Below are 23,236 nucleotides of genomic sequence, written 5' to 3' on the forward strand. Positions count from 1 at the left end.
TTTCGATATGGAGGTGCTCATGTCTCCTGCACCCGTCACAGCAACCACCGCGGTGCGCGGCCGCGCACCGCGCCCGTCCTCGACCCCGCGCTCCCGGGAGCGCGCCCTCGTCGCCGGCTCCCTGATCACCCAGCTCATGATCGTTCTCGACATGACGATCATCGCGATCGCCCTGCCCAGCATGCAGGCCGATCTGGGGCTGACGTCCTCCCAGCGTCCGTGGGCCATCACCGCCTACACCCTCGCCAACGGCGGCCTCGTCCTGCTCGGCGGGCGCCTGACCACCGTCATCGGCATTCGGCGCTCCTACTGGCTGGGACAGGCCGGCTTCGCCACCGCGAGCCTCATCGCGGGCACGGCGTCCTCCTTCCCCGTGCTGGTGACCGCCCGCACCGCCCAAGGCGCGTTCGCCGCCCTGCTCGGCCCGACGACACTGTCACTGCTCAACTCCGCCTTCCCCGCGGGGCCCCGACGCAGGCGGGTCTTCGCCTTCTTCGGCGCCACGGGCGGCGTCGGGGCCGCGGCCGGGCTCCTGATCGGCGGGGCGCTCACGGACTGGCTCAGCTGGCGCTGGTCGCTCTACGTCAACGTGCCGATCGCCCTGATCGGCTTCCTCGTCGGCCTGCGCGGCCTGCCCGCCTCCAGCGTCCGTCGCGAGGGACCGGCCCTGCCCGACCCGCTCGGCCTCGTCCTGGGCTGCGCCGCCTGCTTCAGCGCGGTGTTCGGCCTGGACCGCGCCGAGCAGACCTCCTGGGGATCGGCCCCGACCATCGGCTGGCTCACAGCCGCGGTCGTGCTGGCGCTGACGTTCCTGGTCAGGGAGCGCGCCGCCTCCGACCCCACCCTGCCGCTGTGGATCGTCTCCCGGCCCGCGCGCGCCGCCTCCTACGTCGGCGCGGCGACGGTCGGCGCGACCCAGATGGGCGGAGCGCTCTACCTGACCTACTACCTGCAGAACCACTTCGGCTACTCGCCCCTGCGGACCGGCGTCGCCTTCCTGCCCATGATCGGCGCCCTCGTGGTCACCGCGCCGCTGGCCGGGCAGCGCCTCCTCCACCGCCTGGGCACGCGCGGCACGCTGCCCCTGGGCATCGCGATCGAGGCGGCGGCCTCCGTCCTCCTGTCCCGGATCGGCCCCGACTCGAGCTACGCCGGGGCAGTCGTACCCGGGATCATGGTCCTCGGCGTGGGGATCGGCTTCGTCATGCCGGTCACGTTCAACTCGGGCACCCGGGGCGTTCCCGTCTCCCACACCGGTCTCGCCTCGGCGGTTCTCACAGTCGCCCAGCAGATCGGCGCCTCGCTGAGCGTCGCCCTGCTGTCGACCTACGCGAGCAGGCACGTGAGCGCCTATGTCGAGGGGCACGCCGAGCAGACCAGGGCCCGGGCCATGAGCGCGCTGAGCCAGGCGCAGGCGACCCCGGACTCCGACGCCGGACGGGCGATCGTCGCCAGGCTGACCGCCGAGCTGGCCGACCGCGCGCAGATCAGCGCCTACAGCGGCGGATTCCTCCTCATGGCCTGCATCCTCGCAGTCGTGGCGGCGCTACTCATTGCGGCCGCCGTTCTGCGGGCCCGTCGCCACCAGGCCACTTAGCCGACTGATTCCGACCACGGCGCATGCCGGGCCCGCCCCGCGCCCCTCCGCGCCGAGATCGGTCGTATTCCGGCTCGAGATCGGTCCAGTTCCGCACCGAGATCGGTCCAGTTCCGCACCGAGATCGGTTCGGAGCGCCGGCCCGACGCCCGCCGGCCCGACGCCGCGCCTCGGACAGTGATCGTCCGGCGCGTCTTCAGCGCCCCCGCGCCATCCGGCCCGCACCGCAAGACCTGGAATCGCGCCGATTCTCACGGTGTTCGGGGCAGTCGACCGTCTTGGAAGCACGCGGGAAGATCGCTTCCCCCACCCTGTAGCCAGTCGTCGAGATGACTAACGCCGGGGCGATCAGTAGACCCCGCGGACCGATCTCGACGCGAAAACGGACCGATCTCGAGCCGGAAATGAACCGATCTCGGTGAGGGGTAACGGGTGCGGGGACGGGCGGGCGTCCGCGTGGAGCGCAGTATCCGGGCGCCCGCGTGGAGCGCGCCAGAACGCGAACGTACCTCCACAGTCGACGTCGGGGCTCCCGGCCCGCCCGGTCCGCCCCGCGTCCGCGCCTGCACTACGGTGGGCACCGGGCCGCGGCGCTCCGCCCGGCCGTTCGCCGTACCGCGCAGGAGAACCCATGGCAGCTCCCGTCGACCGCACCGACTCGACCCTCGTCATCGGGCTGGGGCGCTTCGGATCCGCTGTAGCGGCGACCCTGGACCGGCTCGGCCGGGAGGTCCTCGCCGTGGAGTCCAACCCGACGATCGTGCGCCAGTGGACTGGCCGAATCCCCCTGGTGGAGGCCGACGCCACCGACATGGAGGCCCTGGAGCAGGTGGGCGCCACCGAGTTCGGCACCGCGGTCGTGGGGGTGGCCACCTCCCTGGAGGCGAGTGTCCTGATCACCGGCAACCTCGTGGACCTGGAGACACCGCAGATCTGGGCCAAGGCGATCTCGCGGGCGCACGGCCGCATCCTGCGCCGCATCGGCGCCCACCACGTGGTCTACCCCGAGTTCGACGCCGGCCAGCGCGCCGCCCACCTGGTCAGCGGCCGCATGCTGGACTACATCGAGATGGAGAAGGGCGGCTTCACCATCGTCAAGATGCGCCCGCCGGCCGAGCTGCACGGCTTCACCATCGGCGAGTCCAAGATCCGCTCGCGCTACGGCATCACGGTCTTCGGCCTCATGAGCCCCGGGGAGCCCTTCGAGTACGCGGCGGCCGAGACCCTGGTCAGCGCCGAGGACGTGCTCGTCGTCGGCGGGGACGCCACGCTGCTGGAGCGCTTCGCCAACCGGGCCTGAGCGAGTGAGGGCCGGCCCTCACTCGCTGGAGCGGCGCACCTGGAGGGTCGGCGCGATGGAGTGGGCCGTCCCCGCGGCACCGCCGATCGCCTCCAGCAGCACCTCCATACACAGCCGCCCGAGCTCGTCGAAGGGCTGGCGGACCGTGGTCAGCGGCGGCGAGAAGAAGGCCGCTCCGGCGACGTCGTCATAACCGGCCACGACCACGTCCGCGGGCACGCGGATCCCCCGGTCGCGCAGCGCGGCCAGCGCGCCCAGCGCCATGAGGTCGTTGGAGCAGAAGACGCCGTCGGGAAGTCCGCGCGCCACGAGCTCCGCACCGGCGGCATAGCCCCGTTCGGGAGTCCAGTCCCCCTCGAGCAGGTCGCCCGACGGCGCCCCGGCGTCCTCCACGGCGGCCCGCCACCCGCGGATGCGGGCGGCCGCGTCGAACCAGTCCGGTGGTCCGCACACGTGGGCCACGGACCGGCACCCGCCGCCCAGGAGGTGTCCGACCGCCATGCGCGCCCCGAGCTCCTGGTCGATGGAGACGACGTGGATCCGCCCACCGGCCGGGAAGCCGTCGGCCACCACCACCAGCGGGACCGCCCGGGCCGCCCGCTCGACCGCGGTCGCAATGTGCGCCCGGGGGGCCACGGCGATCATCCCGTCCACGCCTCGACCGACGAGGAAGTCGAGCGCCTCGGCGACCTCGTCGCCCGATCCCCGGGTCAGGGCGGCCACGACGGTGGCGTAGCCCTCCCGGCGGGCCGCGGCCTCAATGGCCGCCGCCGCCGAGGCCGGTCCGAAGTAGCGCGAGCCGGCGGTGATGACCCCGATGGTGCGCGTGGAGTCGGTCACCAGTGCCCGAGCCGCCATATTGCGGCGGTAGCCCAGCCGGGCGATGGCCGCCTGGACCTTCTCGCGCGTGGTCGGGCGCACCGAGTCGGGCGCATTGAGCACGCGGGAGACCGTCTGGTGACTCACTCCCGCCAGCCGCGCCACGTCCATCATCCCGGGTCGCCGCCCCGGCTCGCCGCCGGCCATGACTACCTCCTGCGCCTCGGGCGGCCGGTCAGCCGCGTCGCCGACCGCCGCGGAAGGGCCTCACTCCTCCTCGCGCAGCGAGTAGGCGAAGGAGTGGGACTGTCCGGCCTGAAGCTCGACCAGGTCGCGCCCGCTGTTGAAGGCGTCGGGAGGGCAGGTCATGGGCTCCACGGCGACGCCCCGGCGCCCCAGGTGCTCGGCGGTGTAGATCTGCACCCACGGCGCCTCGGCGCTCATGACCACGGTGCGGCCCGCCTCTCCACCGGTCAGGCGGGCCTCCCAGGGGCCCTGGGGCAGGCCCGTGTAGGCGTTGTCGGTCGCGATCCGCCTCACCAGGCGGCCGGCGCGCCAGTCCCAGTCGGTGCCGGTGATGTCGCGCTCGCCGGCCGGCGCCATGCGCCCATCGACGTCGAGGACCCGCGCGGCCGGCACCTGCAGGATGCACTCGTCCAGCGGGACGGACCGGGTCAGGTAGGGGTGGAAGGAGACGCCGTAGGGAGCCGGCGCGAGGCGGCCATCGGCCTCGGGGGCGCCGACGGCGCCCGGTGCCGGTGACGCGCCCGCCCCGAGGCTGGTGGTGGTGGCCGTCACGGTCAGCCCGGTGCGCGCGTCCAGGGAGAAGCGCACGCCGACCCGCAGGCTCCAGGGGTAGGCGTACGAGCCCGGCAGCGTCAGCTCGAGCGCGACCGACGGCGCCGGGTTCGCCGGGCCGCCGCCGGCGGCCCCGGCCCGGGTTCCTTCGCCCGTGGCGACGACGTCGAAGTCGGCCCAGCCCACCAGGCCGTGCAGGGCCGAGCCGGTCTCGGGCTCGTTGCAGGGCACCAGGTAGCTCGCACCCCAGTAGGTGTAGCGCGCCCCGACGATCCGGTTGGGCCACGGCGCCAGGGTCTTGCCCTGCCAGGCCCCGGGCAGCGAGGCCTCGGCGTCGAAGGGGATGATGAGGTCGTCACCCGCCTTGCGCAGGTGGACGAGTGTGGCGCCGGCAGTGGCGATGCGGGCCGCGTAGTCGCCGGCGGTCAGGTCGATGAGTTCTCCATTGATCATGCGTGCCGTCCAAGGTGGTGGTCGAGGTAGCGGCGGGTGCGCTCCCGCGCAATACGGCCTACCGTACGGCACCGGGCCGGTGCGCGCTCGCCGTGGGACCGCCCGGCGCCGGCCGCCCCCCTTCGCCGAGATCGGTCCGGTTCCGCACCGAGATCGGTCCATGGCTCCCGGCCGGCGCATGCCGCGCGCCCCAGGGCCCCGTCTGCCCGGAGTCGGTCCTCCAGGGTCCGCGCCCGAGGGGCGGACCTCATCCTCGGGGACATCCAGAGGCTCTGGGCCGACCAGGGTCCGCGCCCGAGGGGCGGACCTGCAACCTCGGGGCCCGACCGCGACCGGGTCCGACAGCGTGGAGCGGACCTGCGACCGCGCGGGCCGAGCGAGGGCCGGGCGAGGGCCGGCGGCCCCGCCGGCTCACTGGCCTCCCAGACCCGTCGTGGCGACGGCCTTGATGATCTGGCGCTGGAAGAGCATGAACAGGATCGTCAGGGGCAGGGCGGCGATCACGGCCGCGGCCATGGTCTGGGCGTAGATGACCCCGTAGGCGTTCTTCACCGTGGACAGCCCGACCGGCAGGGTCATCAGGTCGGGATTGTTGGTGATGATGAAGGGCCACATGAAGTTGTTCCACGCGCCGATGAACACGAAGATCGCCACCGCGGTGACGATGGGCCGGGAGGTCGGCAGGATGACGTTCCAGAACAGCCTCCAGTTCCCGGCGCCGTCCACGCGCGCCGCGTCCTCGATCTCCTGGGGCACCTGGTCGAAGTACTGCTTGAAGATGTAGACCATCATCGGCGCGATGGTCTGGGGAAGGATGATGCCGGCGAAGGTGTCGACGGCCCGCAGAAGGACCATCTCCTTGAACAGCGGGACAATGAGGATCTGGCCGGGCACCATGATGAGGGCGATGGTGGCGGCGAACAGGAGCCTGCGCCCCTTGAAGACCGTGCGGGAGAAGGCGTAGCCGGCCAGCGCGCAGATGACGACGGTCAGCGCCGTGACCAGGCAGGCCACCAGGAGCGTGTTCCACATCCAGGTGAAGACCTCGCCGCGGGAGAAGACGATCCGATAGTTCTCCAGGGTGAAGCCGCCGTCGGGCAGCCACCTCAGCGGAAGGGACTGCGCCTGCACCTCGGTCTTGAACGAGGTGTCCACCGCCCAGGCCAGCGGAAGCAGCCAGCCGAGGGCGAGCAGCGCGAGGATCGCGAAGGCGACCGCGCGCGCCGCCCGGCTGCGGCCCAGCAGAAGGCCGCGGGTGCGCCTGGTCTCCGCCCGGCGCTCGGCCCGCGAGCGGGTGCGATGGCTGCGGAGCTGGAGAAGGATGTCAGCGCTCATTGGACGTGTCCTTCCGGGTGCGGGCGATAAGTCGCGGGGCCACCGTGACGAGGATGATGACGGCGAAGAAGATGTAGGACATCGCCGAGGCGTAGCCCATCCGGTAGTTCGTGAATCCGGTGTCGTAGATGTACTGGAGGATCGGCCGGGTCGAGCCCTCGGGGCCGGAGCCTCCGGAGAAGGCGATGAACATCTGGTCGAAGATCTTCAAGGAGGCGATGACCTGGAGGGTGACCACCAGGACCGTGGTGCCGCGCAGCTGGGGCAGGGTCACCGACCACAGCTTGCGCCAGAAGCCGGCGCCGTCGACCTCGGCGGCCTCGTAGAGGAGGTCGGGAATCGCCTGCAGGCTCGACAGGTAGAGCAGGAAGTTGAATCCGACCGTCCACCACACGGTGAGGATGACGATGGACCACATGGCGACATCGACGTCGGTGAGCCACCCGACCGCGTCCAGCCCGAGCTGCTGGAGCCAGTAGTTGACGAAGCCGACGTCGGAGTTGAACAACCAGGTCCAGACCTGGACGACGACGGCGACGGGCAGCAGGTAGGGGGCGAAGAAGGCCAGGCGCCAGAACCACTGCCCGGGGATGCCGATGTAGACCAGCAGCGCCATGACCAGGGCCAGGAGCACCAGTGGGATCGTGCTCATCACGGTGAACAGGATCGTGTGCCACAGGGTGGTCCACATGGTGGCGTCGCCCATGGCCTCGGCGTAGTTGCCCAGGCCGATCCAGCCGCCGTTGCCCATGAGCGACTGCTCGGTGAAGGACAGCCACAGCCCGTAGGCGACGGGGATGACGAGGAAGATGAGGGCCACCAGGATGAAGGGCGCGAGGAAGGGCAGGCCCGAGCCGAGGCGCCTGACCGTCCGCGCGGAGGCGGCGTCGCGCTCGAGCCGAGCGGAGACACTGGTTGCCATGAGTGGGTTCCTCTCTGTCAGGCGGGCGGGTTCTGGGCCAGGGCGTGGTTGAGGCGGTCGATGAGGCCGTCCACGGCCTGCTCGGGCGTGATCGAGCCGGACAGCCAGCACGCCTGCATGACCTCCGAGACCCGGGACTGGAAGTCCGAGCCGGAGCCGGTGAACCAGGCGGCGGGCTCGAAGACGGCCTGGCCCATGACCTCGGCGTAGTGCGACTGCGGCTCCAGGGCCCGGTAGGCGGCGGACTCGGTGATCCTGAGGTTGGCCGGGGTGTGCCCGCCGTCGGCCCACTCCAGGGAGCCGTTCAGCATGCCGGCGACGACCTCGTAGGCGGCCTCGCGCCTGTCCTCATCGACGCTCGCCTGGTGGGGGAGCACGAAGACGTGGCAGTCGCCGAAGGAGGCCGGGGTGCCGAAGACGGCGGGCATGGGCATGGCATCGAAGGGGACGCCCGCCTTGAGGAAGGACTGCAGCTCCCAGTTGCCCATGAAGGTGATGCCCGTGCGCCCGGTGGAGAAGGAGGCGACGGCGCCCCCGTAGTCCAGGTCGGGCGCGGCGATCTCGCTGTCGAGCATGTCCTTCACCAGCTGCGCGACCCCGATAGCGGCGTCGCGGTCGATCTGCGCCGGCTGCCCCGGGGTGAGCGTGCAGGTGGCCCCCGTCTGGGCGTACAGGCCCCAGAACATGCGGCAGACCTGCGCCCCGTCGCCGGTGTAGCCGTAGGACATGCCCTGGCCGCCGGTGACCTCGGCCAGAGCGCGCCCCGCGTCCAGAAAGGCCTCGGGCGAGCCCAGGCCGGTCAGCCTGCCCCTGGCGTCGAGCAGGCCCGCCCTGCCGCACAGGTCGGTGTTGTAGAACAGCAGGAATGCGTGGAAGTCCAGCGGGATGGCCATGAGGCGGCCGTCGACCAGGCACTTGTCCCACAGCAGGTCGGGGAACATGTCCCGGGTGACGCCGTGGTCCGCCAGGCGGTCGGTGTCCCAGGTGTCGAGCAGCCCGCCGGGGGCGTAGCCGACGACCCGGGTGGCGTGCATGACGGCCAGGTCGGGTGAGCGCCCGCCGACCGAGGACATGGCGAGCTTGGTGTAGTAGGGCCCGCCCCAGGTCAGGACGACGGGGTCGATCTCGATGTCGGGGCTCTGCCGGCCGACGGCGTCCATCATCGACTGGAAGACGCCGCCGTCGCCGCCGGTGAACAGGTGCCACAGCTGGATCCGGGTCCGGCCGCCGGCCGACGCCGGGGAGCAGCCGCCCAGAAGTGGGGCGCAGGCGAGCGAGGCGCCCCCCAGGAGCGCCCCGGCCAGCAGACTGCGCCTGCTGGGACCGTCGGGCAGCCCTCCTGACGGCGGCAGTGCCCACTTCCTTCGTTTCATCACTGACCTCCTTGTCAACGATCTGCACCAATGGGGAGGGCGCCCGGCCGCGAAGCGGGTCAGGCGAGCTCGACCGCGAGCCAGCCGGCCGGCGGCAGGACGGTGGTGAGCGTGGAGCCGGCGAGCTCGACCGGGTGCGCCACCGGGACGACGACGTCGGGCGCGTCCGCGGTGTTGACGGCGTCGAGGTCGTCCGGAGCGAGGATCTGCGCCGCGACGACCCGGCTCGCCCCCAGGCCCCCGAGAGCGGCGCTCACCTCCACGGGCTCGGTCAGGGACCGGTTGAGGGCGAGCAGGCAGCCGCGGCCGGCGCCCGCGCCGTCGGCGTCCCAGGTGGCGACGGCGTCGAGCTGGTCGACCTCGCCGTAGCGCTCGGTACGGGTGGGGGGGCTGGCGACGACGGCGTCGTAGGCGGTGCCGCGGGCGATGCGCGAGGCGATGGCGAAGGGGTGGAAGATGGTCTGGCGCCAGGCCCTCCCGCCGTGCGCGGCGGGCTCGGTCATAATGGGCCCGATGACGTTGACCAGCTGGGCCAGGCTCGCGGCCCTGACCCGGTCGGCGTGCCGCAGCAGGCAGATGAGCAGCCCGCCGACGACGAGGGCGTCGGCTCCGGTGTAGACGTCCTCGATGCGCGGTGCGGCCTCGGGCCAGTCGTCGGGCGCGAAGCCGTGCTCGACGGCGTTCCAGGCCGACAGGCGCCACACGTTCCACTCATCGACGCTGATCTTGATCCTCTTGGCGGAGCGGTGCTTGGCGCCGACGGCGTCGGCGGTGGCGATGACCCCGTCGATGAAGCGGTCGAGGTCCACGCCGGCGGCCAGGAAGCTGGCGCGGTCCTGGGCGTCGGGGTCGACGTAGCGGTGGAGGCTGATGTAGTCGACCTCGTCGTAGGCCAGGTCGAGGACGGTGCGCTCCCAGTCCCCGAAGGTCGGCATCTCCCAGGCGGAGGACCCGCAGGCGACCAGCTCGAGCCCCTGGTCGACCATGCGCATGGCGCGGGCCGTCGACAGGGCGAGGTGGGCGTAGTCCTCGGCGTTCTTGTGCCCGACCTGCCAGGGGCCGTCCATCTCGTTGCCCAGGCACCACATGCGCACGTCGTAGGGCTCGGCGCGCCCGTTGGCGCGGCGCAGGTTGGCGCAGGCGGTGTCGGCGCGGCCGTTGACGTAGTCCAGCAGGTCCACCGCCTCGCTCTCGCCGCGGGTGCCGAGGTTGACGGCCAGCATGGGCTCGATGCCGGTCTTGGCGCACCAGTCCATGAACTGGTCGGTGCCGAAGGCGTTGGTCTCGGTGGTGTGCCAGGCGAGATCGAGACGGCGCGGCCGCTCGACCGCGGGGCCGACGCCGTCCTCCCACCGGTAGCTGGACACGAAGTTCCCGCCGGGGTAGCGCACAGTGGTCACGCCGAGCTCCCTGACCAGCTCCATGACGTCGCGGCGCAGGCCGGCCTCGTCCGCGCTCGGGTGGTCGGGCTCGTAGATGCCCGTATAGACGCAGCGACCCATGTGCTCCACGAAGGAGCCGTACACGCGGGGGTGGATCCGGCCGATGGGGCGGTCGGGATCAATGGAGATGCGGGCCTTGCGCGAAGGCGTCATGGGGTCCTCCTGTGGGTGGCGGCCGTTCCGTCAGGAGCAATGCTCACCCATCTGATTCATCGTTGTCAACACCTGAAGTCCTGGTCATATACAATACATCGCCGCCATTGCAGGCGTAAGTGAGAACCCCGCCCATAAGACATCGTTGAATATGCCCTCCGGCATGCCCCCCGTTAGGATTCGTCACATGACCAGCACGCTGACCGACGTCGCAGCACGCGCCGGCGTGTCGCCGAAGACGGTCTCCAGGGTCGTCAACGACGAGCCCGGCGTGTCACCCGCGACTCGGGCCCGCGTCGCCGCCGCCCTGAAGGAGACCGGCTACTCCCCCGACCCCGCGGCACGATCCCTGCGCACCGGCCGCTCGGGCGTCATCGGCCTGGCCGTGCCCGAGCTCGGGCAGCCCTTCTTCGCCGAGATCGCGGACCGGATCGCGGCCTGCGCGCGACGGCGCGGCCTCGCCGTCGTCATGGGCGTGACCGGGGAGCGGGGCGAGGGCGAGGCGGATTTCTTCGCGCGCAGCACCGCCCTGGACGGCGTGATCCTGTACTGGCAGGGCCTGTCCCCCCGGGCGCTCGCCCAGGAGGCGCAGCGCTGCCCGCTGGTCCTCCTCGGCGAGAACGAGCACGCCGAGGCTGACCGCGTCACCATGGACAACGAGCGCGGCATCGACCTGGCGCTGGCGCACCTGACGGCCCTGGGCCGCGAGCGCATCGCCGTCATCGGGGTTCCCGACCCGGCGCTCCGCAGCCACGCCGCCGGCAGGGCCCGCGCCACGGCCTTCCGCACCGCCGCCGAGCGGCAGGGCGTCGCCGTCGACGAGCGCCTTCTCATCGCCTCGGCGGAGTGGCGACGTCCGGACGGCGCGGCGGCCGTCAGGCGCCTGCTGGCCTCGGGCCTCCCCTTCGACGCCCTGATCGCCTTCAACGACGGCCTCGCGCTGGGCGCGCTGCGCGCCCTGGCGGGCGCCGGGGTGCGCGTGCCGGACGACGTCGCCGTCACCGGCTTCGACAACCTGGAGGCCTCCCGCTACTCCGTCCCCTCCCTGACGACCGTCTCCCCCCGCCTGAGCGCCTACGCCGACGACGCGGTGGACCTGCTGGCCGCGCGGATCGAGGACGCCGGCGCGCCGGTGCGGACCCTCGTCGAGGGCGTGGCCCTGCTGCCCCGCGACTCCACCATCGGAGGTGACGCGCCGTGGCGGCCCAGGTGACGATGCGGCAGGTCGCGGACCTGGCGGGCGTGTCGGCCAAGACGGTCTCCAACGTCATGCGCGGGACGGGCGGCGCCTCGCAGGCGACCCGCGAGCGCGTCCTGGCCGCGGTGCGGGAGCTCGGGTACCGGGTCAACCCGCGGGCCGCGGCCCTGCGCTCGGGCAGGCACGGGGCGATCGCGCTGGCCGTGCCCACCCTGCAGCAGCCCACCTACGCGCTCCTGGCGGCCGAGCTCATGCGGGCGGCCGAGCCGGTCCCGGTCGTCCTCGAGCTGACCCGGGCGGAGCGGAGCACCGAGCTGGCCCTCCTCCAGGGCTCGTGGCGCAGCCGGTGCGACGCCCTCGTGCTGGTCCCGCGCGGTACGGACCCGGCCGCGCGGGCGTACGAGGACGCCGACGACGCCGTCGTCCTCATCGCCGACGACGGCCCCGCGGGGCTGACCCGGATCACCTGCCCGCCGCGGGCGCAGGGCGATCTCGTCGCACGCCACCTGAGCGGCCTGGGGCGGCGCCGCGCCGCCGTCCTGGGCATCACCGACCCGGCGGACCGGTGGACCGAGGCCTGCGAGGCGTCCCTGCGGCGGGCGGGCCTGGAGGTCCCGCCGCAGGCGGTGATACGGCTGGCCGAGCCCGACGGCGTGCGCGGCGGCGTCGAGGCCGTCACGCGGCTCCTGCACCAGGGCTCGGACGTGGAGGCCGTCGTCTGCCACAATGACGCCATCGCCTCGGGAGCGCTGAGCACCCTGCTGCGGCGCGGGGCGCGGGTGCCCGAGGACGTCGTCGTCATCGGCCGGGGGGACACGGAGACCGCCGCCTTCGCGACCCCGCCGCTGACCAGCGTCTCCTGCGCGGCCGAGGCCACCGCGGCCGCGGCCATGGCCCACTTCCGGGCGCGACTGACGGACCCGCTCCCCCGGCCGCGCACCATTGAGGTCGCCCCGGCCCTCACGGTCCGCCGCTCCTCATCGCCCACGCCTTCAGAGCCCTCAGGGTCCTCAGGGTCCTGAGGGCCGCCTCCGACCAGCACGCCGACACGACCCGTCATCCGACCGAAAGGACGCACCATGGCCGACACCGCCAGCTCCACGGACCGGTCCGCCGATCCCTCCGGGGGCCATCCCTTCCCCCAGCTGCGCCGCTCCCACTGGTGCAGCCTGGACGGCCCGTGGAGCTTCGCCTACGACGACGACGAGACCGGCCTGGAGCGGGACTGGCCCTCCTGCGGCGTCAACGAGCGCACCATCGCCGTGCCCTTCCCGCCCGAGAGCGAGCGCTCCGGAGTCGGGGACACCGGCTACCACCCCGTCGTGTGGTACTCGCGCACGCTCGCCACCGCCGACCTGGTCCGCGCGGGCCGGCCGGCGCAGGGCGAGCGGGTGCTGCTGCACTTCGGCGCGGTGGACTACCGGGCGAGCGTGTGGATCGACGGCCAGCTGGTGGGCGAGCACGAGGGCGGGCACGTGCCCTTCGCCCTCGACATCACGCGCGCCCTGCCCGACGGCGGCGAGGACGCCCTGCTCGTCGTGCGGGCCGAGGATCGGCCGCTGGACGCCGGCCAGCCGCGCGGCAAGCAGGACTGGCAGCCCGAGCCGCACAACATCTGGTACTCGCGCACGACAGGCATCTGGCAGAGCGTCTGGCTGGAGGCGGTGCCGCGCACCGCGATCGCCGAGCTCGCCTGGACGCCGAGCAGGGCCTGCGACGCCGTCGAGCTCGCGGTGACCACGACGCGCCCGGTCCCGGCGGGCTCGCGGATCACCGCCCGGCTGACCATCGAGGGCCACCTGCTGGCCGAGGCGACGGCGAGGCTGCCGGAGACGACGACGGCGGGGCTGACCATCGACCTGCGCGAGCAGGTGCACGGCCAGCACTACGAGAAGCTCCTGTGGTCGCCCGAGCACCCCCGGCTCATCGGGGCCGAGGTCATGCTCGCCCCCGCCAAGGCCCCGCTCACCGGCGGGCGGGCCGCGACGGTCGCGCCGGGCTCGGTGCCCGACGTCGTCGCCTCCTACCTGGGGCTGCGCTCGGTGGGCACCCGGCACCGCCGCTTCCTGCTCAACGGCCGCCCCTACTACGTGCGCGCCGTCCTTGAGCAGGGCTTCTGGCCGGACTCGCACCTGGCGGCGCCCGACGACGGGGCCCGCCGCGACGAGGTCGCCCTGATCAAGCGGCTCGGCTTCAATGCGGCGCGCCTCCACCAGAAAATCGAGGACCCGCGCCTCCTGTACTGGGCGGACCGCCTGGGCCTGCTCCTGTGGGGCGAGATGCCGGCGTCCTACGAGTTCACGACGCAGTCGATCACCCGCCTGGTGGCGGAGTGGGGAGCGGCGGTGCGCCGCGACCGCTCCCACCCGAGCATCATCACCTGGGTGCCGATCAACGAGAGCTGGGGCGTGCAGCACCTCGCCCACCGCCCCGAGCAGCGGGCCCTCAGCCGGGCGCTGGCCGACCTCACCCGCGCGATCGACCCGTCCCGCCCGGTGGTCTCCAACGACGGCTGGGAGCACACCTGCTCGGACATCATCTCGATCCACGACTACGACGCCGACGACCTGGCGGTGACGCTGCGCTACGCCGAGGAGGACAGGCTGGAGGCGCTCCTGGCCGGCCTGGGCCCGGCCGGGCGGAGCATCACGGTGCAGGGCCCGGTGGACCGCGAGGCGCCGGTGATGGTCACGGAGTTCGGCGGCATCCGCTACCTCCCCGACGGCGAGCGGACGGACGGCGGCGAGGGCGCTGCGGGCGCTACGAACGGCAGGGCCGCTGCAAGCAGTGCGGGCGCAGGGGGTGCCAGGAGCGCTGCAGGCGCCGAGGAAACCGGCACGAGCGAGGACTGGGAGGATGAGGAGGACGAGACCACCTGGGGCTACACGACCGCCGACGGGCCGGAGGACTTCGAGGCGCGGCTGCGCCGGACCTTCGGCGCGCTCCAGGCGAGCCCCCACCTGGCCGGCTTCTGCTACACCCAGCTGACCGACACCATGCAGGAGGCCAACGGCCTGGCCGACGCGTACCGCCGCCCCAAGATCAGCGCCAAGGTGATCCGCGAGATCGTCAGGACGCCGGTCACCTCCTGAGGGCGCGGGAGGCGGCGCCTCGGAAAACGGCCCGCCGGCCCCGGATCAGGCGCCCTGGGCCAGGTGGTGGTAGACCTGGTTGAGGCGCAGGGCCTGGGCGAAGGCGCGCGCGGTGGTGGCGCCGTCGATGACGGCCAGCTCCAGGCCGGCGATATCGGCCAGGTCGGCCCAGGCCTCCAGGCCGGAGGCGGTGTCCATGACGGTGTGGTGGGCGGCGCCGGCCAGCATCCAGCACTCGGCGGAGGTGGCGAGGTCCGGGGAGGGCTCCCACACGGCCCGGGCCACGGGCAGGTTGGGCAGCGGCTCGTCGGGGCCGACGATCTCGACGACGTTGGCGGTCAGACGGAAGCGCTCGCGCAGATCGGACATGGCCACGACGACGGCGGGGCCGGGGTCGGCGTCGAAGACCAGGCGGACCGGGTCCTCGCGGCCCCCGATGCCCAGGGGGTGGATCTCCAGGCGCGGCCTGGCGGTGGTCAGGGTCGGGCAGATCTCGAGCATGTGGGCGCCCAGGATCTTCTCCCTGCCCGGGGTCATCTCGTAGCAGTAGTCCTCCATGAGGGAGGCGCCGCCGGCCAGCCCGTGGCCCATGACCTTGGCGGCGCGTACGAGGAGGGCGGTCTTCCAGTCGCCCTCGGCGCCGAAGCCGTAGCCGGCCGCCATGAGCCGCTGGACGGCCAGGCCCGGCAGCTGGCGCAGCCCGCCGAGGTCCTCGAAGGTGGTGGTGAAGGCGGTGGCGCCGTGAGCCTGAAGGAAGCGGCGCATGCCGGCCTCGATGCGGGCGCCGTAGCGCAGGGAGTCGTGGCGCTCCCCGCCGGGGGCCAGCTCGTCGGCGACGTCGTAGGCCTGGAGGTACTCCGCGACCAGGGCGTCGATGCGGGCCTCCTCGACGGAGTCGACGACGGTGACCAGGTCGTTGACGCCCCAGGTGTTGACCGAGGCGCCCAGGCGCAGCTCGGCCTCGGTCTTGTCCCCCTCGGTGACGGCGACGCCCCGCATGTTGTCGCCGAAGCGGACCAGGCGGGTGCGGTGCAGGGCGTCCCAGCCGGCGGCGGCGCGCGCCCACGTGCCGATCTTGTTCCGGGTGGCCGGGTGGGCGGCGTGGCCGACGACGACCTTGCGCCGCCGGCCGAGGCGGGTCAGGAGGTAGCCGAACTCGCGGTCGCCGTGGGCGGCCTGGTTGAGGTTCATGTAGTCCATGTCGATGGTGGACCACGGCAGCCGCTCGGAGTACTGGGTGTGGAGCTGGAGGAGCGGCTCGTCCAGGGCGTCGATGCCCGCAATCCACATCTTGGCCGGGGAGAAGGTGTGCATCCAGGCGATGACGCCGATGCAGGCGTCATCGGCGTTGGCGGCCAGCATGGCGGCCCGGATGGCGTCGCGGTCCTTGAGGACCGGCTTCCACACGATCGGCACGGGGACGGCGTCGGCGTCGTCGAGCCAGGCGGCGACCTGCCGGGACTGGTCGGCGACCTGGGCGAGAGCCTCCTCGCCGTAGAGGTCCTGGGAGCCGGTGAGGAACCAGATCTCCTTGCCCTCGAAGGGGCTGGGCGCAGCGGTCATGTGCGGTCTCCTTGCGGCAGGGCGGATACTCCTATTGTGAACGTTCACATCGCAGAACGTCAACCTTTGCGTCGCGGCACCCGCCCGCAGAGCGCGACCGGCGTCCCCGCACACATCTGGAACCTCTACGAGACCCGCGACCGGGAGGCGTAGCGCAGGATCGGCACTGATCGCACGGATCAGTACGAACAGACCAGGGTCTTCCCCTGAGCCGCCTCCGCAAGCACGGCTTCATCACCGCTGGGCACGGGACAAAGCAGCTGCTGCCCGCGGGCCCCGGAGCCCGCCCCGCCCGGCCCGCTCCCTGAGGCGAACGCAGGTGGATCGCGGCGCCCGGCGGACTCTTCGGGCCGACTCCGGCGCGGAGACGAACCGAGCTCGGCCAAGGGTCTGCGGACCCGGGCGCCGGGGCGCGCCGCTTTCGTCGAGATCGGTCGTACTCCGGCTCGACGAAGGGGGTGGCGAGGACCAGGAGGCAGCGGTGGGGCGCGGCGTCCGAAGGCCCGAGTCCAGCGCGCCGCAATGTGGCGAGCCGGCGCTAGCGTTGGAGGTGCCACTACCCGCCATCGAGCAGCTCGCAGAGGAACTCGGCGTCGCGCCCAGCATCGTCCTGGCCAGGCCCAGCAACCTACTCGCGACTACGGCTGGGGCACGCCCCGAGAGGCACCGTCGAGATTGGCGCGCTCGCCTCACCAGCCGCCTGAGAGAACCAGCGGACTGGACGTCCGGACACCCTGCTGACACCGCTCATCCAGGCGACGGCGCGGACACGACGGCCCCGCGAGCACCGAGGGCCACCGCAGCTCGCTTCATTGACACAAACAGTTCATTCGTTATTGAATAAAGATAATCATCCGGACGGTCGCCCTCCCGCCCCGCTCCGGCATCGGTCAAAGGAGTCCCATGTCCACCCCGTCCACCACCGCGCCCGATCCCCTGCTCGAGGAGCCATCACGTCCCGGCACGTCCGCGAAGTACCTCGGCGGTCGCCCCTACTACCAGTACCTCATCTCCTTCATCATCGCCTCGGTCTTCCTGTACTCCTGCTACGCGGCCATGGCCTTCATCCTGCTGCCCAACTCCGTGCAGACCATCGAGTTCCAGCACTACTTCACCGGCACGAGCGTCCAGGACGTCAACGCGGTCCAGGAGCTGACCAACCTCAAGCAGTCGATCGAGGCCGGCACGACCACCGCCACCGCCGACCAGCAGATCCTGCTCGACAAGCTCGCCGCCTATGACGCCGCGCGCGCCAAGTCGATCTCATACATGATGATGATCGGCTCACTGTTCACGCTCTTCGCCCAGCCGATCGTCGGGGTCATCTCCGACCGCTGGCGCTCGGCCCTCGGACGGCGCGCCTTCTGGATCGTGGCGGGCGCCATCGGCGGCGCCACCTTCATGGTGGGCCTGCGCTACTCCAGCTCGATCGCCCTGCTCACGGTCTTCTGGACCGTGGGCCAGGTCTCCCTCAACTTCATGCAGGCCCCCCTGTCGACCACCGTGGCCGACCGCGTGCCCGAGAACAGGGTCGGCATGGTCTCCGGACTGTCCGGCGTGGGCATGATGGGCGGCTTCACCGGCGGCAGCGTGGTGGCCGGGCTGCTCATGAACCGTCTGGGCCTGAACACCTACTTCGTCTTCGCCCTGGCCGTGGTCGTCGGAGCCCTCCTGTTCGTCACCCTCGCCAAGGACCGTTCCTCCAAGGACCTGGACGTCGCCCCCTTCGACTGGATCGGCTTCTTCAAGGGCTACGCCGTCCCCATGCGCGACCACGACTTCCGCTGGACCTGGGTCGCGCGCTTCTTCATGTTCTTCGGCTACACCGCCATCTCCAACTACGTGGTCTACATCCTCCAGTCCCACATGCAGCCGGCCCTGTCCGCGGCCGAGGCGAACACCACCTACGCGGGACTGTCCTCCGCGGCCCTGCCCGGCCAGCTGCTCATGATGCTCGTCGCCGGCAGGCTCTCCGACAGGGTCGGGCGCCGCAAGCCCTTCGTCATCGGCTCGTCGGCCTTCATCGCGGCGATCATGCTCATCCCGATCCTTGTGCCCACGCTCCCGGCCTTCTACGTGTTCTTCATCCTGCTGGCCGCCTCCTACGGCATGTACATGGCCGTGGACGTCGCCCTGTTCATCGACGTGCTGCCCGACAAGGAGGCCGCCGGCCGCGACCTGGGGGTGGCCAATGTCGCCTCCAACATCGGTCAGATGCTCGCCCCGGTCGCCGCCGGCCAGGTCGTCGCCCTCACCGCCGGCTACAGCTCGCTGTTCATCATGTCGATCATCGCCGTCGCCATTAGCGCCGTCGCAATCATCCCCGTCAAGAAGGTCAAGTAACCGCACGCCGTGCGGGGCGGGGCGCACCGTCGCACCGGCCCCGCGCAGCATCGCCGCCCCACCCGCGCAACCCGCACAATGAGGAGCCCAGCATGACCGCTGAACCAGCCGCACCGACAACGCCGACAACGCCGACAACGCCGACAGCATCCGCAGTCCCCACCGCCCCCAGGACCTGGGCCCATGGGACCCGGCCCTGGCTGCCCGAGGCGGACCGCCTCGAGGGCGTCCGCCCCCGCACCCGGGTCATCGTCGACAACGACTTCGCGGGCGACCCCGACGACCTTTTCCAGCTCGCCCACCACCTGCTCGTCGAGGGCACCGAGGTGCGCGGCGTCGTCGTCTCCCGCCTGAGGGAGGACGACGCCTGGAACCGCACCGGCTCCTCGATCCGGGCCGGCCGTGAGCGCGTCGAGGGCCTGCTCGCGGCGATGGGTGTCACCGGCGTCGACCTGTACGACGGCGATGACCGCGGCTTCGACGCCCACGACGGCCCCACCGACGCCTCGCGCTTCATCGTCGCCGAGGCCATGCGCGACGACGACCGCCCCCTGTATCTGGTGGCCGGCGGGTCGCTCGGCGACGTCGCCCGCGCCCTCAGGTCCGAGCCGGCCATCGCCGAGCGCCTCACGCTCATCTGGATCGGGGGCTCGGAGCACGCGGGGCTCGCGTACGCGCCCGAGGGCGCCACGACCCTGGAGTACAACATGGCGCTCGACGTCGCCTCCGCCATGTACGTGTTCAACGAGACCGACGCCCGCATCTGGCAGATGCCCCGCGACGTCTACCGCTCGGCGGCCGTGTCCCTGCCCGTCATCCGCCGCGGCTGCGCGGCCGCCGGGGCGCTGGGGGGCTACCTCCTGGCCCAGCTGGGCGGGGTGCGCTCCATGGTCGCGGGCACGGGCGCGCACCCCGGCGCCACCTACGTGCTCGGGGACCAGCCGCTGGTGCTCCTGTCCTCGCTGCAGACCACCTTCGAGCCCGACGCCTCCTCCTCCTACTACGACGTCGTGCCCACGCCGCAGCTGGCCGAGGACGGTACCTACCGCTACCCGCAGGACACGCGCCCCATGCGCCGCTACCGGCGCATCGACAACAACCTGCTCTTCGACGACATGTTCGCCTCCTTCGCCGCCCTGGCCGACTGGCTTGAGGAGTGAGGCCGGGATCATGTACAACTCCGCTGTCGTGACCACCGTCCACGGGCCGGTGCGCGGCCGGGTTGCGGGCGGCGTCGCCTCCTTCAAGGGCATCCGCTACGGGGCGGACACGGCCGGCTACCGCTTCTGCCCGCCGCGCCCGCCCGCGCCGTGGACCGAGCCCGCAGGCGCCTTCGAGTTCGGCCCCACCGCGCCCCAGGACCACCCCGACACCGGCACCGACCGGGCGGCCGACCCCTTCCTGCAGATGATCGGACTGACCGACAGCCTGCCGGAGTCCGAGGACTGCCTGTTCGTCAACGTCTGGACGCCGGGCACGACGGCCCGGGCGCGCGATGCGGGCCGGCTGGCGACGCCCCGGCCTGTGCTCGTGTGGGTCCACTCCGGGGGCTACTCGGACAACTCGGGCTCCTCGCCGTCGATCGACGGCGCCCGCCTGGCGGCCGAGCACGACCTGGTCGTCGTGACCTTCAACCACCGCCTGAACGTCCTGGGCTACATGCAGGTGGTCGACCCGACCGCCGAGCCGGGCTCCCCCTACGCGGTCTCCGGGAACGTCGGCCAGCTCGACATTGTGGCCGCGCTGGAGTGGGTCCGGGACAATATCGCCGCCTTCGGCGGGGACCCGGGCAGCGTGACGCTGGCCGGCCAGTCCGGCGGGGCCATGAAGATCTCGCTGCTGCTGGCCATGCCCGCGGCCCAGCCGCTCTTCCACCGCGCGATCCTCCAGTCCGGCACGGCGGTGCGCGCCCTCGCCCCCGCCGAGGCGCTGGCCGCCGCGGGACGCCTGCGCGCGGCGGCCGGACTCGCCGACGACGCCGGCCCCGAGGCCCTGGCAGGGCTGGCGCTGGCAGACCTCATGCGCGCCTACAAGGCGGTCGCGACGGGCATGACGGACTTCGGCCCGGTGGTCGACGGCGTGGTGGTGCCGCACCAGCCCTTCTCCGCCGCCTCCGTGGCCCTCAGCGGGGACAAGCCGCTCATCATGGGCGACATGGACACCGAGGCGGCGCTGTTCCTGTCCGGGCGGCGGGAGGCGCTGACGGCCCTGGGCCGGGAGGGGGTCGTCGCCCGGCTGGCCCGCGCCGTCGGGGAGGACACGGCCGACCGCCTCGTGAGGGCGATCGAGGCGCACCGCCCCGGTATCGGCCCCTACGAGCTGGCGGTGCAGGTCGTCTCCGACGGCATCTTCGCCGGGCCCACACGTGCGGGCGCCGAGGCGCGCGCCACGGGGGCCCACGCGCCGACGTGGCGCTACCGCAACCTGCTGCGCACAGCGGCCATGGACGGCGCGCTCATGAGCCCCCACGAGCTCGATGTCGCCCTGACCTTCGGCAACATCGAGGCCGCGGCCGGGCTCAACGGCGGCACGGACGGGGCCCGCGCGGTCTCGCGGGTCCTGAGGGCGACGTGGGCCGCCTTCGCGCGCAGCGGGGACCCAGCCAACGCGACGATCCCGACCTGGCCGGCCTACGACGGCGAGCGGAGGGTACTCCTCATCTCCCCCACCCCGCGCGTGGCCGATGGCGACGTCGACGGTGCGGCCCTGGCCGTGGCCGGAGGGCTCTCGGACCGGATGATCGACTGGTTCGGCGTCTTCAGCTGATCGACGCGGCGCCGCTCCCGGTCCGGACCGATCTCGACGCGGAACCGGACCGATCTCGACGCGGAAGTGAACCGATCTCGACGCGGAAGTGAACCGATCTCGACGGAAGGGGAGGCCGCCGGGAGCCGCGCAGAGGCTGAGCAGCGGGGGGCGACGCCAGTACGCCGTCTCCCGCTGCTCGGGCGTCTGGGCGCTACGCCGCCGGGCCGGCCACCAGCTCGCGGGCGACGGCGATGATGCCGTCGGCGGAGATGCCCCAGTGGTCCATGAGCCAGGCCTCGGAGCCGGTGGGGGCCCACTCGTCGGGGACCCCGATCCTCCTGACCGGCACTGGGCACCGCTCCGTCACCAGCTCGGCGACGGCGCCACCGAGGCCGCCCTTGACGGTGCCCTCCTCGACGGTGATGATGCGGCCGGTCTCGCGCGCGGCCGCGAGGACGGCGCCCTCGTCGAGCGGCTTGACCACGGGGACCGACAGGAGCCTGGCGCGCACGCCCTCGGCGGCGAGCCGGTCGGCGGCATCGACGGCCCGGTGCACCGTGACCCCGTTGGCGATAATCGTCAGGTCCGCGCCCTCGCTGCCCGCGCCACCTTCGCCGCCCCCGCGCAGGACGGTGGCCCGGGGCGTGAAGACGTAGTCCTCGCCGTGGAGGGCCGGGACCTTCATGCGCGAGACGCGGATGTAGGCGGGGCCGTCGAGCTCGGAGTACGCCCAGCGGACGGCGCCGGCGGTCTCGGCCGGGTCAGCGGGGACGATGACGGTCATGCCGGGGATGGAGCGCATGATCGACACGTCCTCCGCGCTGTGGTGGGTGGAGCCGAGCGGGCCGTACGCCAGGCCCGGGGACTGGGCGCACAGCAGCATGTGACGGTGGGAGTAGGCGGCGTCGATCTTGATCTGCTCGGTGGCGCGGGCGGACAGGAAGGAGCCGGCGCAGGAGACGACGGGGATCTTGCCGCCGTTCTCCAGGCCCGCGGCCACGCCGACCTGGTTCTGCTCGGCGATGCCGACGTTGATGAGGCGACTCGGGAGCTCCTCGTGGAAACCGCCCAGGTTGGACGAGCCGATGGAGTCGTTGGTGACGATGACGAGGCGCTCGTCGGCCCGGGCGATATCGGTCAGGGTGGCCGCGTAGGCCCTGCGGCAGTCGTGCAGGGGGGCTTCCGGGACGGTGCGGGTGGGGGTGCGCGTGCTCACTTGAGTGCCTCCAGCTCTGACAGGGCGCGGGTAGCCTCCTCCTCGGTGGGCAGCCGGTGGTGCCACGGGACCGAGTCGGACATGAAGGAGATCGGGTGGCCCTTGTGGGAGTGGGCGATAATGAACGTCGGTCTCCCGGAGGCGGCCGGGACGCGCGCGAAGACGTCCAGGAGCGCCCCGTGGTCGTGGGCGTCGACGTGGGCGACCTCCCACCCGAAGGCGCGGGCCTTGTCGTCCAGGGGGGCGAGGTCATTGGTGTCCTCGGTGGTGGCGCCCTGCTGGAGGTGGTTACGGTCGGCGACCGCGCACAGGTTGTCCAGCCTGAACTGGGCGGCGAGCATGAGGGCCTCCCAGTTGGAGCCCTCCTGGAGCTCGCCGTCGCCGGTCAGGACGAAGACGCGCCTGGGAGAGCCGTCGATCCTGGCCGCCAGGGCGTCGCCGACGGCGATGGGCAGGCCGTGCCCCAGCGGCCCGGTGCTGGCCTCGACGCCGCGCACCTTGGTGCGGGCGGGGTGGCCGTTGAGGCGGGAGCCGGGCTGGACGAAGGTGCCGAGCTCGGCCGCGTCCAGCAGCCCGGCCGCGGCGAAGGTGGTGTACAGGGCGTTGGCGGCGTGCCCCTTGGACAGGATGACGCGGTCGCGGTCCGGGTCGTCGAGGTTGTCCGCGGTGATGTTGGCCTCGTGCAGATAGAGCGTGGCCAGCACGTCGATGATCGAGAGCTCGCCGCCGATGTGCCCCATGCCGGCGTTGACGACATTGGACAGGTCCTTGCGGCGGATGAGGCGGGCCCCCTCCTTGAGGTGAGCGATCACCTCCTGCCTGCCGGCCCCAGGCGGCGTGCGCCCGATGACGGGAAGGTCCACGTGGAAGCTCATGATGTGTCT

General features: G+C 72.4%; 17 protein-coding genes. 8 read left to right on the forward strand and 9 right to left on the reverse strand.

Going from position 1 to position 23,236, the window contains the following annotated elements; translation table 11 throughout:
* Positions 1 to 19: 19 nt before the first annotated feature.
* Positions 20 to 1,597: an MFS transporter gene (locus O145_RS01745; protein WP_229118286.1), complete on the forward strand. Its 1,578-nt coding sequence runs from the start codon at positions 20 to 22 to the stop codon at positions 1,595 to 1,597.
* Positions 1,598 to 2,228: 631 nt separating this feature from the next.
* A complete protein-coding gene (locus O145_RS01750) occupies positions 2,229 to 2,897 on the forward strand; it encodes a potassium channel family protein (protein ID WP_043558791.1) in 669 nt (222 codons plus the stop codon).
* A gap of 18 nt (positions 2,898 to 2,915) precedes the next feature.
* Here O145_RS01750 and O145_RS01755 read toward each other — a convergent pair whose 3' ends face one another.
* The 6 genes from O145_RS01755 to arfA all read right to left on the reverse strand — a co-directional run bounded on the left by O145_RS01755 (position 2,916) and on the right by arfA (position 10,192).
* Positions 2,916 to 3,923, reverse strand: a complete 1,008-nt coding sequence (locus tag O145_RS01755) for a LacI family DNA-binding transcriptional regulator (protein ID WP_043558794.1) — start codon at positions 3,921 to 3,923, stop codon at positions 2,916 to 2,918.
* A 60-nt stretch (positions 3,924 to 3,983) separates the two neighbouring features.
* On the reverse strand, positions 3,984 to 4,967 hold the full coding sequence (locus O145_RS01760; protein WP_043558797.1) for an aldose epimerase family protein: 984 nt from the start codon (positions 4,965 to 4,967) through the stop codon (positions 3,984 to 3,986).
* Positions 4,968 to 5,378: 411 nt separating this feature from the next.
* Positions 5,379 to 6,302, reverse strand: a complete 924-nt coding sequence (locus O145_RS01765) for a carbohydrate ABC transporter permease (protein ID WP_052374491.1) — start codon at positions 6,300 to 6,302, stop codon at positions 5,379 to 5,381.
* Complete coding sequence (locus tag O145_RS01770) at positions 6,292 to 7,224, reverse strand: carbohydrate ABC transporter permease (RefSeq protein ID WP_084682296.1); 933 nt, start codon at positions 7,222 to 7,224, stop codon at positions 6,292 to 6,294. Before O145_RS01770 ends, O145_RS01765 begins: the two co-directional genes overlap by 11 nt.
* 17 nt (positions 7,225 to 7,241) lie before the next feature.
* Positions 7,242 to 8,597 (reverse strand): extracellular solute-binding protein, encoded by a 1,356-nt coding sequence (locus O145_RS01775; protein WP_043558799.1) that lies wholly within the window; start codon positions 8,595 to 8,597, stop codon positions 7,242 to 7,244.
* Positions 8,598 to 8,656: 59 nt separating this feature from the next.
* On the reverse strand, positions 8,657 to 10,192 hold the full coding sequence (arfA, locus tag O145_RS01780; RefSeq protein ID WP_043558802.1) for an arabinosylfuranosidase ArfA: 1,536 nt from the start codon (positions 10,190 to 10,192) through the stop codon (positions 8,657 to 8,659).
* A 187-nt stretch (positions 10,193 to 10,379) separates the two neighbouring features.
* On the opposite strand from arfA, the gene O145_RS01785 reads away from it, so the two are divergent.
* From O145_RS01785 to O145_RS01795, 3 genes are read left to right on the forward strand one after another with little or no spacing between them, the layout of a single operon-like run.
* A complete protein-coding gene (locus O145_RS01785; protein WP_043558805.1) occupies positions 10,380 to 11,405 on the forward strand; it encodes a LacI family DNA-binding transcriptional regulator in 1,026 nt (341 codons plus the stop codon).
* Positions 11,390 to 12,412 carry a LacI family DNA-binding transcriptional regulator gene (locus O145_RS01790; protein ID WP_052374492.1) on the forward strand — a complete coding sequence of 341 codons (1,023 nt, stop codon included), beginning with the start codon at positions 11,390 to 11,392 and terminating at the stop codon, positions 12,410 to 12,412. The genes O145_RS01785 and O145_RS01790 overlap by 16 nt, the downstream gene beginning before the upstream one ends.
* A gap of 57 nt (positions 12,413 to 12,469) precedes the next feature.
* Positions 12,470 to 14,482: a glycoside hydrolase family 2 protein gene (locus O145_RS01795; RefSeq protein WP_043558807.1), complete on the forward strand. Its 2,013-nt coding sequence runs from the start codon at positions 12,470 to 12,472 to the stop codon at positions 14,480 to 14,482.
* A gap of 45 nt (positions 14,483 to 14,527) precedes the next feature.
* Here the strand turns inward: O145_RS01795 and araA are convergent, their stop codons facing one another.
* Positions 14,528 to 16,045, reverse strand: a complete 1,518-nt coding sequence (araA, locus tag O145_RS01800) for an L-arabinose isomerase (protein ID WP_043558810.1) — start codon at positions 16,043 to 16,045, stop codon at positions 14,528 to 14,530.
* A gap of 903 nt (positions 16,046 to 16,948) precedes the next feature.
* Between araA and O145_RS01805 the strand changes: the two genes are divergently transcribed.
* The 3 genes from O145_RS01805 (at position 16,949) to O145_RS01815 (ending at position 21,154) form a co-directional block, all read left to right on the forward strand.
* The gene (locus tag O145_RS01805) at positions 16,949 to 18,388 is read left to right on the forward strand and encodes an MFS transporter (RefSeq protein ID WP_052374494.1); all 1,440 of its coding nucleotides are present in this window, start codon (positions 16,949 to 16,951) and stop codon (positions 18,386 to 18,388) included.
* 92 nt (positions 18,389 to 18,480) lie between these two features.
* Positions 18,481 to 19,548: a nucleoside hydrolase gene (locus O145_RS01810; RefSeq protein ID WP_052374496.1), complete on the forward strand. Its 1,068-nt coding sequence runs from the start codon at positions 18,481 to 18,483 to the stop codon at positions 19,546 to 19,548.
* Between the two features lie 10 nt (positions 19,549 to 19,558).
* On the forward strand, positions 19,559 to 21,154 hold the full coding sequence (locus tag O145_RS01815; RefSeq protein WP_052374497.1) for a carboxylesterase/lipase family protein: 1,596 nt from the start codon (positions 19,559 to 19,561) through the stop codon (positions 21,152 to 21,154).
* A gap of 193 nt (positions 21,155 to 21,347) precedes the next feature.
* Here O145_RS01815 and O145_RS01820 read toward each other — a convergent pair whose 3' ends face one another.
* Complete coding sequence (locus O145_RS01820) at positions 21,348 to 22,352, reverse strand: transketolase family protein (RefSeq protein WP_052374498.1); 1,005 nt, start codon at positions 22,350 to 22,352, stop codon at positions 21,348 to 21,350.
* Positions 22,349 to 23,227 (reverse strand): transketolase, encoded by an 879-nt coding sequence (locus tag O145_RS01825; RefSeq protein WP_084682298.1) that lies wholly within the window; start codon positions 23,225 to 23,227, stop codon positions 22,349 to 22,351. The genes O145_RS01820 and O145_RS01825 overlap by 4 nt, the downstream gene beginning before the upstream one ends.
* Positions 23,228 to 23,236 lie beyond the last annotated feature (9 nt).

The sequence above is a fragment of the Actinomyces israelii DSM 43320 genome (genome assembly GCF_000711965.1).
GTDB lineage: Bacteria > Actinomycetota > Actinomycetes > Actinomycetales > Actinomycetaceae > Actinomyces > Actinomyces israelii.

Bases quoted from the DNA above. Each gene is read 5' to 3' on its own strand.
- O145_RS01745 (WP_229118286.1), top strand. From the start codon at position 20: ATGTCTCCTGCACCCGTCACAGCAACCACCGCGGTGCGCGGCCGCGCA.
- O145_RS01750 (WP_043558791.1), top strand. From the start codon at position 2,229: ATGGCAGCTCCCGTCGACCGCACCGACTCGACCCTCGTCATCGGGCTG.
- O145_RS01755 (WP_043558794.1), bottom strand. From the start codon at position 3,923: ATGGCCGGCGGCGAGCCGGGGCGGCGACCCGGGATGATGGACGTGGCG.
- O145_RS01760 (WP_043558797.1), bottom strand. From the start codon at position 4,967: ATGATCAATGGAGAACTCATCGACCTGACCGCCGGCGACTACGCGGCC.
- O145_RS01765 (WP_052374491.1), bottom strand. From the start codon at position 6,302: ATGAGCGCTGACATCCTTCTCCAGCTCCGCAGCCATCGCACCCGCTCG.
- O145_RS01770 (WP_084682296.1), bottom strand. From the start codon at position 7,224: ATGGCAACCAGTGTCTCCGCTCGGCTCGAGCGCGACGCCGCCTCCGCG.
- O145_RS01775 (WP_043558799.1), bottom strand. From the start codon at position 8,597: ATGAAACGAAGGAAGTGGGCACTGCCGCCGTCAGGAGGGCTGCCCGAC.
- arfA (WP_043558802.1), bottom strand. From the start codon at position 10,192: ATGACGCCTTCGCGCAAGGCCCGCATCTCCATTGATCCCGACCGCCCC.
- O145_RS01785 (WP_043558805.1), top strand. From the start codon at position 10,380: ATGACCAGCACGCTGACCGACGTCGCAGCACGCGCCGGCGTGTCGCCG.
- O145_RS01795 (WP_043558807.1), top strand. From the start codon at position 12,470: ATGGCCGACACCGCCAGCTCCACGGACCGGTCCGCCGATCCCTCCGGG.
- araA (WP_043558810.1), bottom strand. From the start codon at position 16,045: ATGACCGCTGCGCCCAGCCCCTTCGAGGGCAAGGAGATCTGGTTCCTC.
- O145_RS01805 (WP_052374494.1), top strand. From the start codon at position 16,949: ATGTCCACCCCGTCCACCACCGCGCCCGATCCCCTGCTCGAGGAGCCA.
- O145_RS01810 (WP_052374496.1), top strand. From the start codon at position 18,481: ATGACCGCTGAACCAGCCGCACCGACAACGCCGACAACGCCGACAACG.
- O145_RS01815 (WP_052374497.1), top strand. From the start codon at position 19,559: ATGTACAACTCCGCTGTCGTGACCACCGTCCACGGGCCGGTGCGCGGC.
- O145_RS01825 (WP_084682298.1), bottom strand. From the start codon at position 23,227: ATGAGCTTCCACGTGGACCTTCCCGTCATCGGGCGCACGCCGCCTGGG.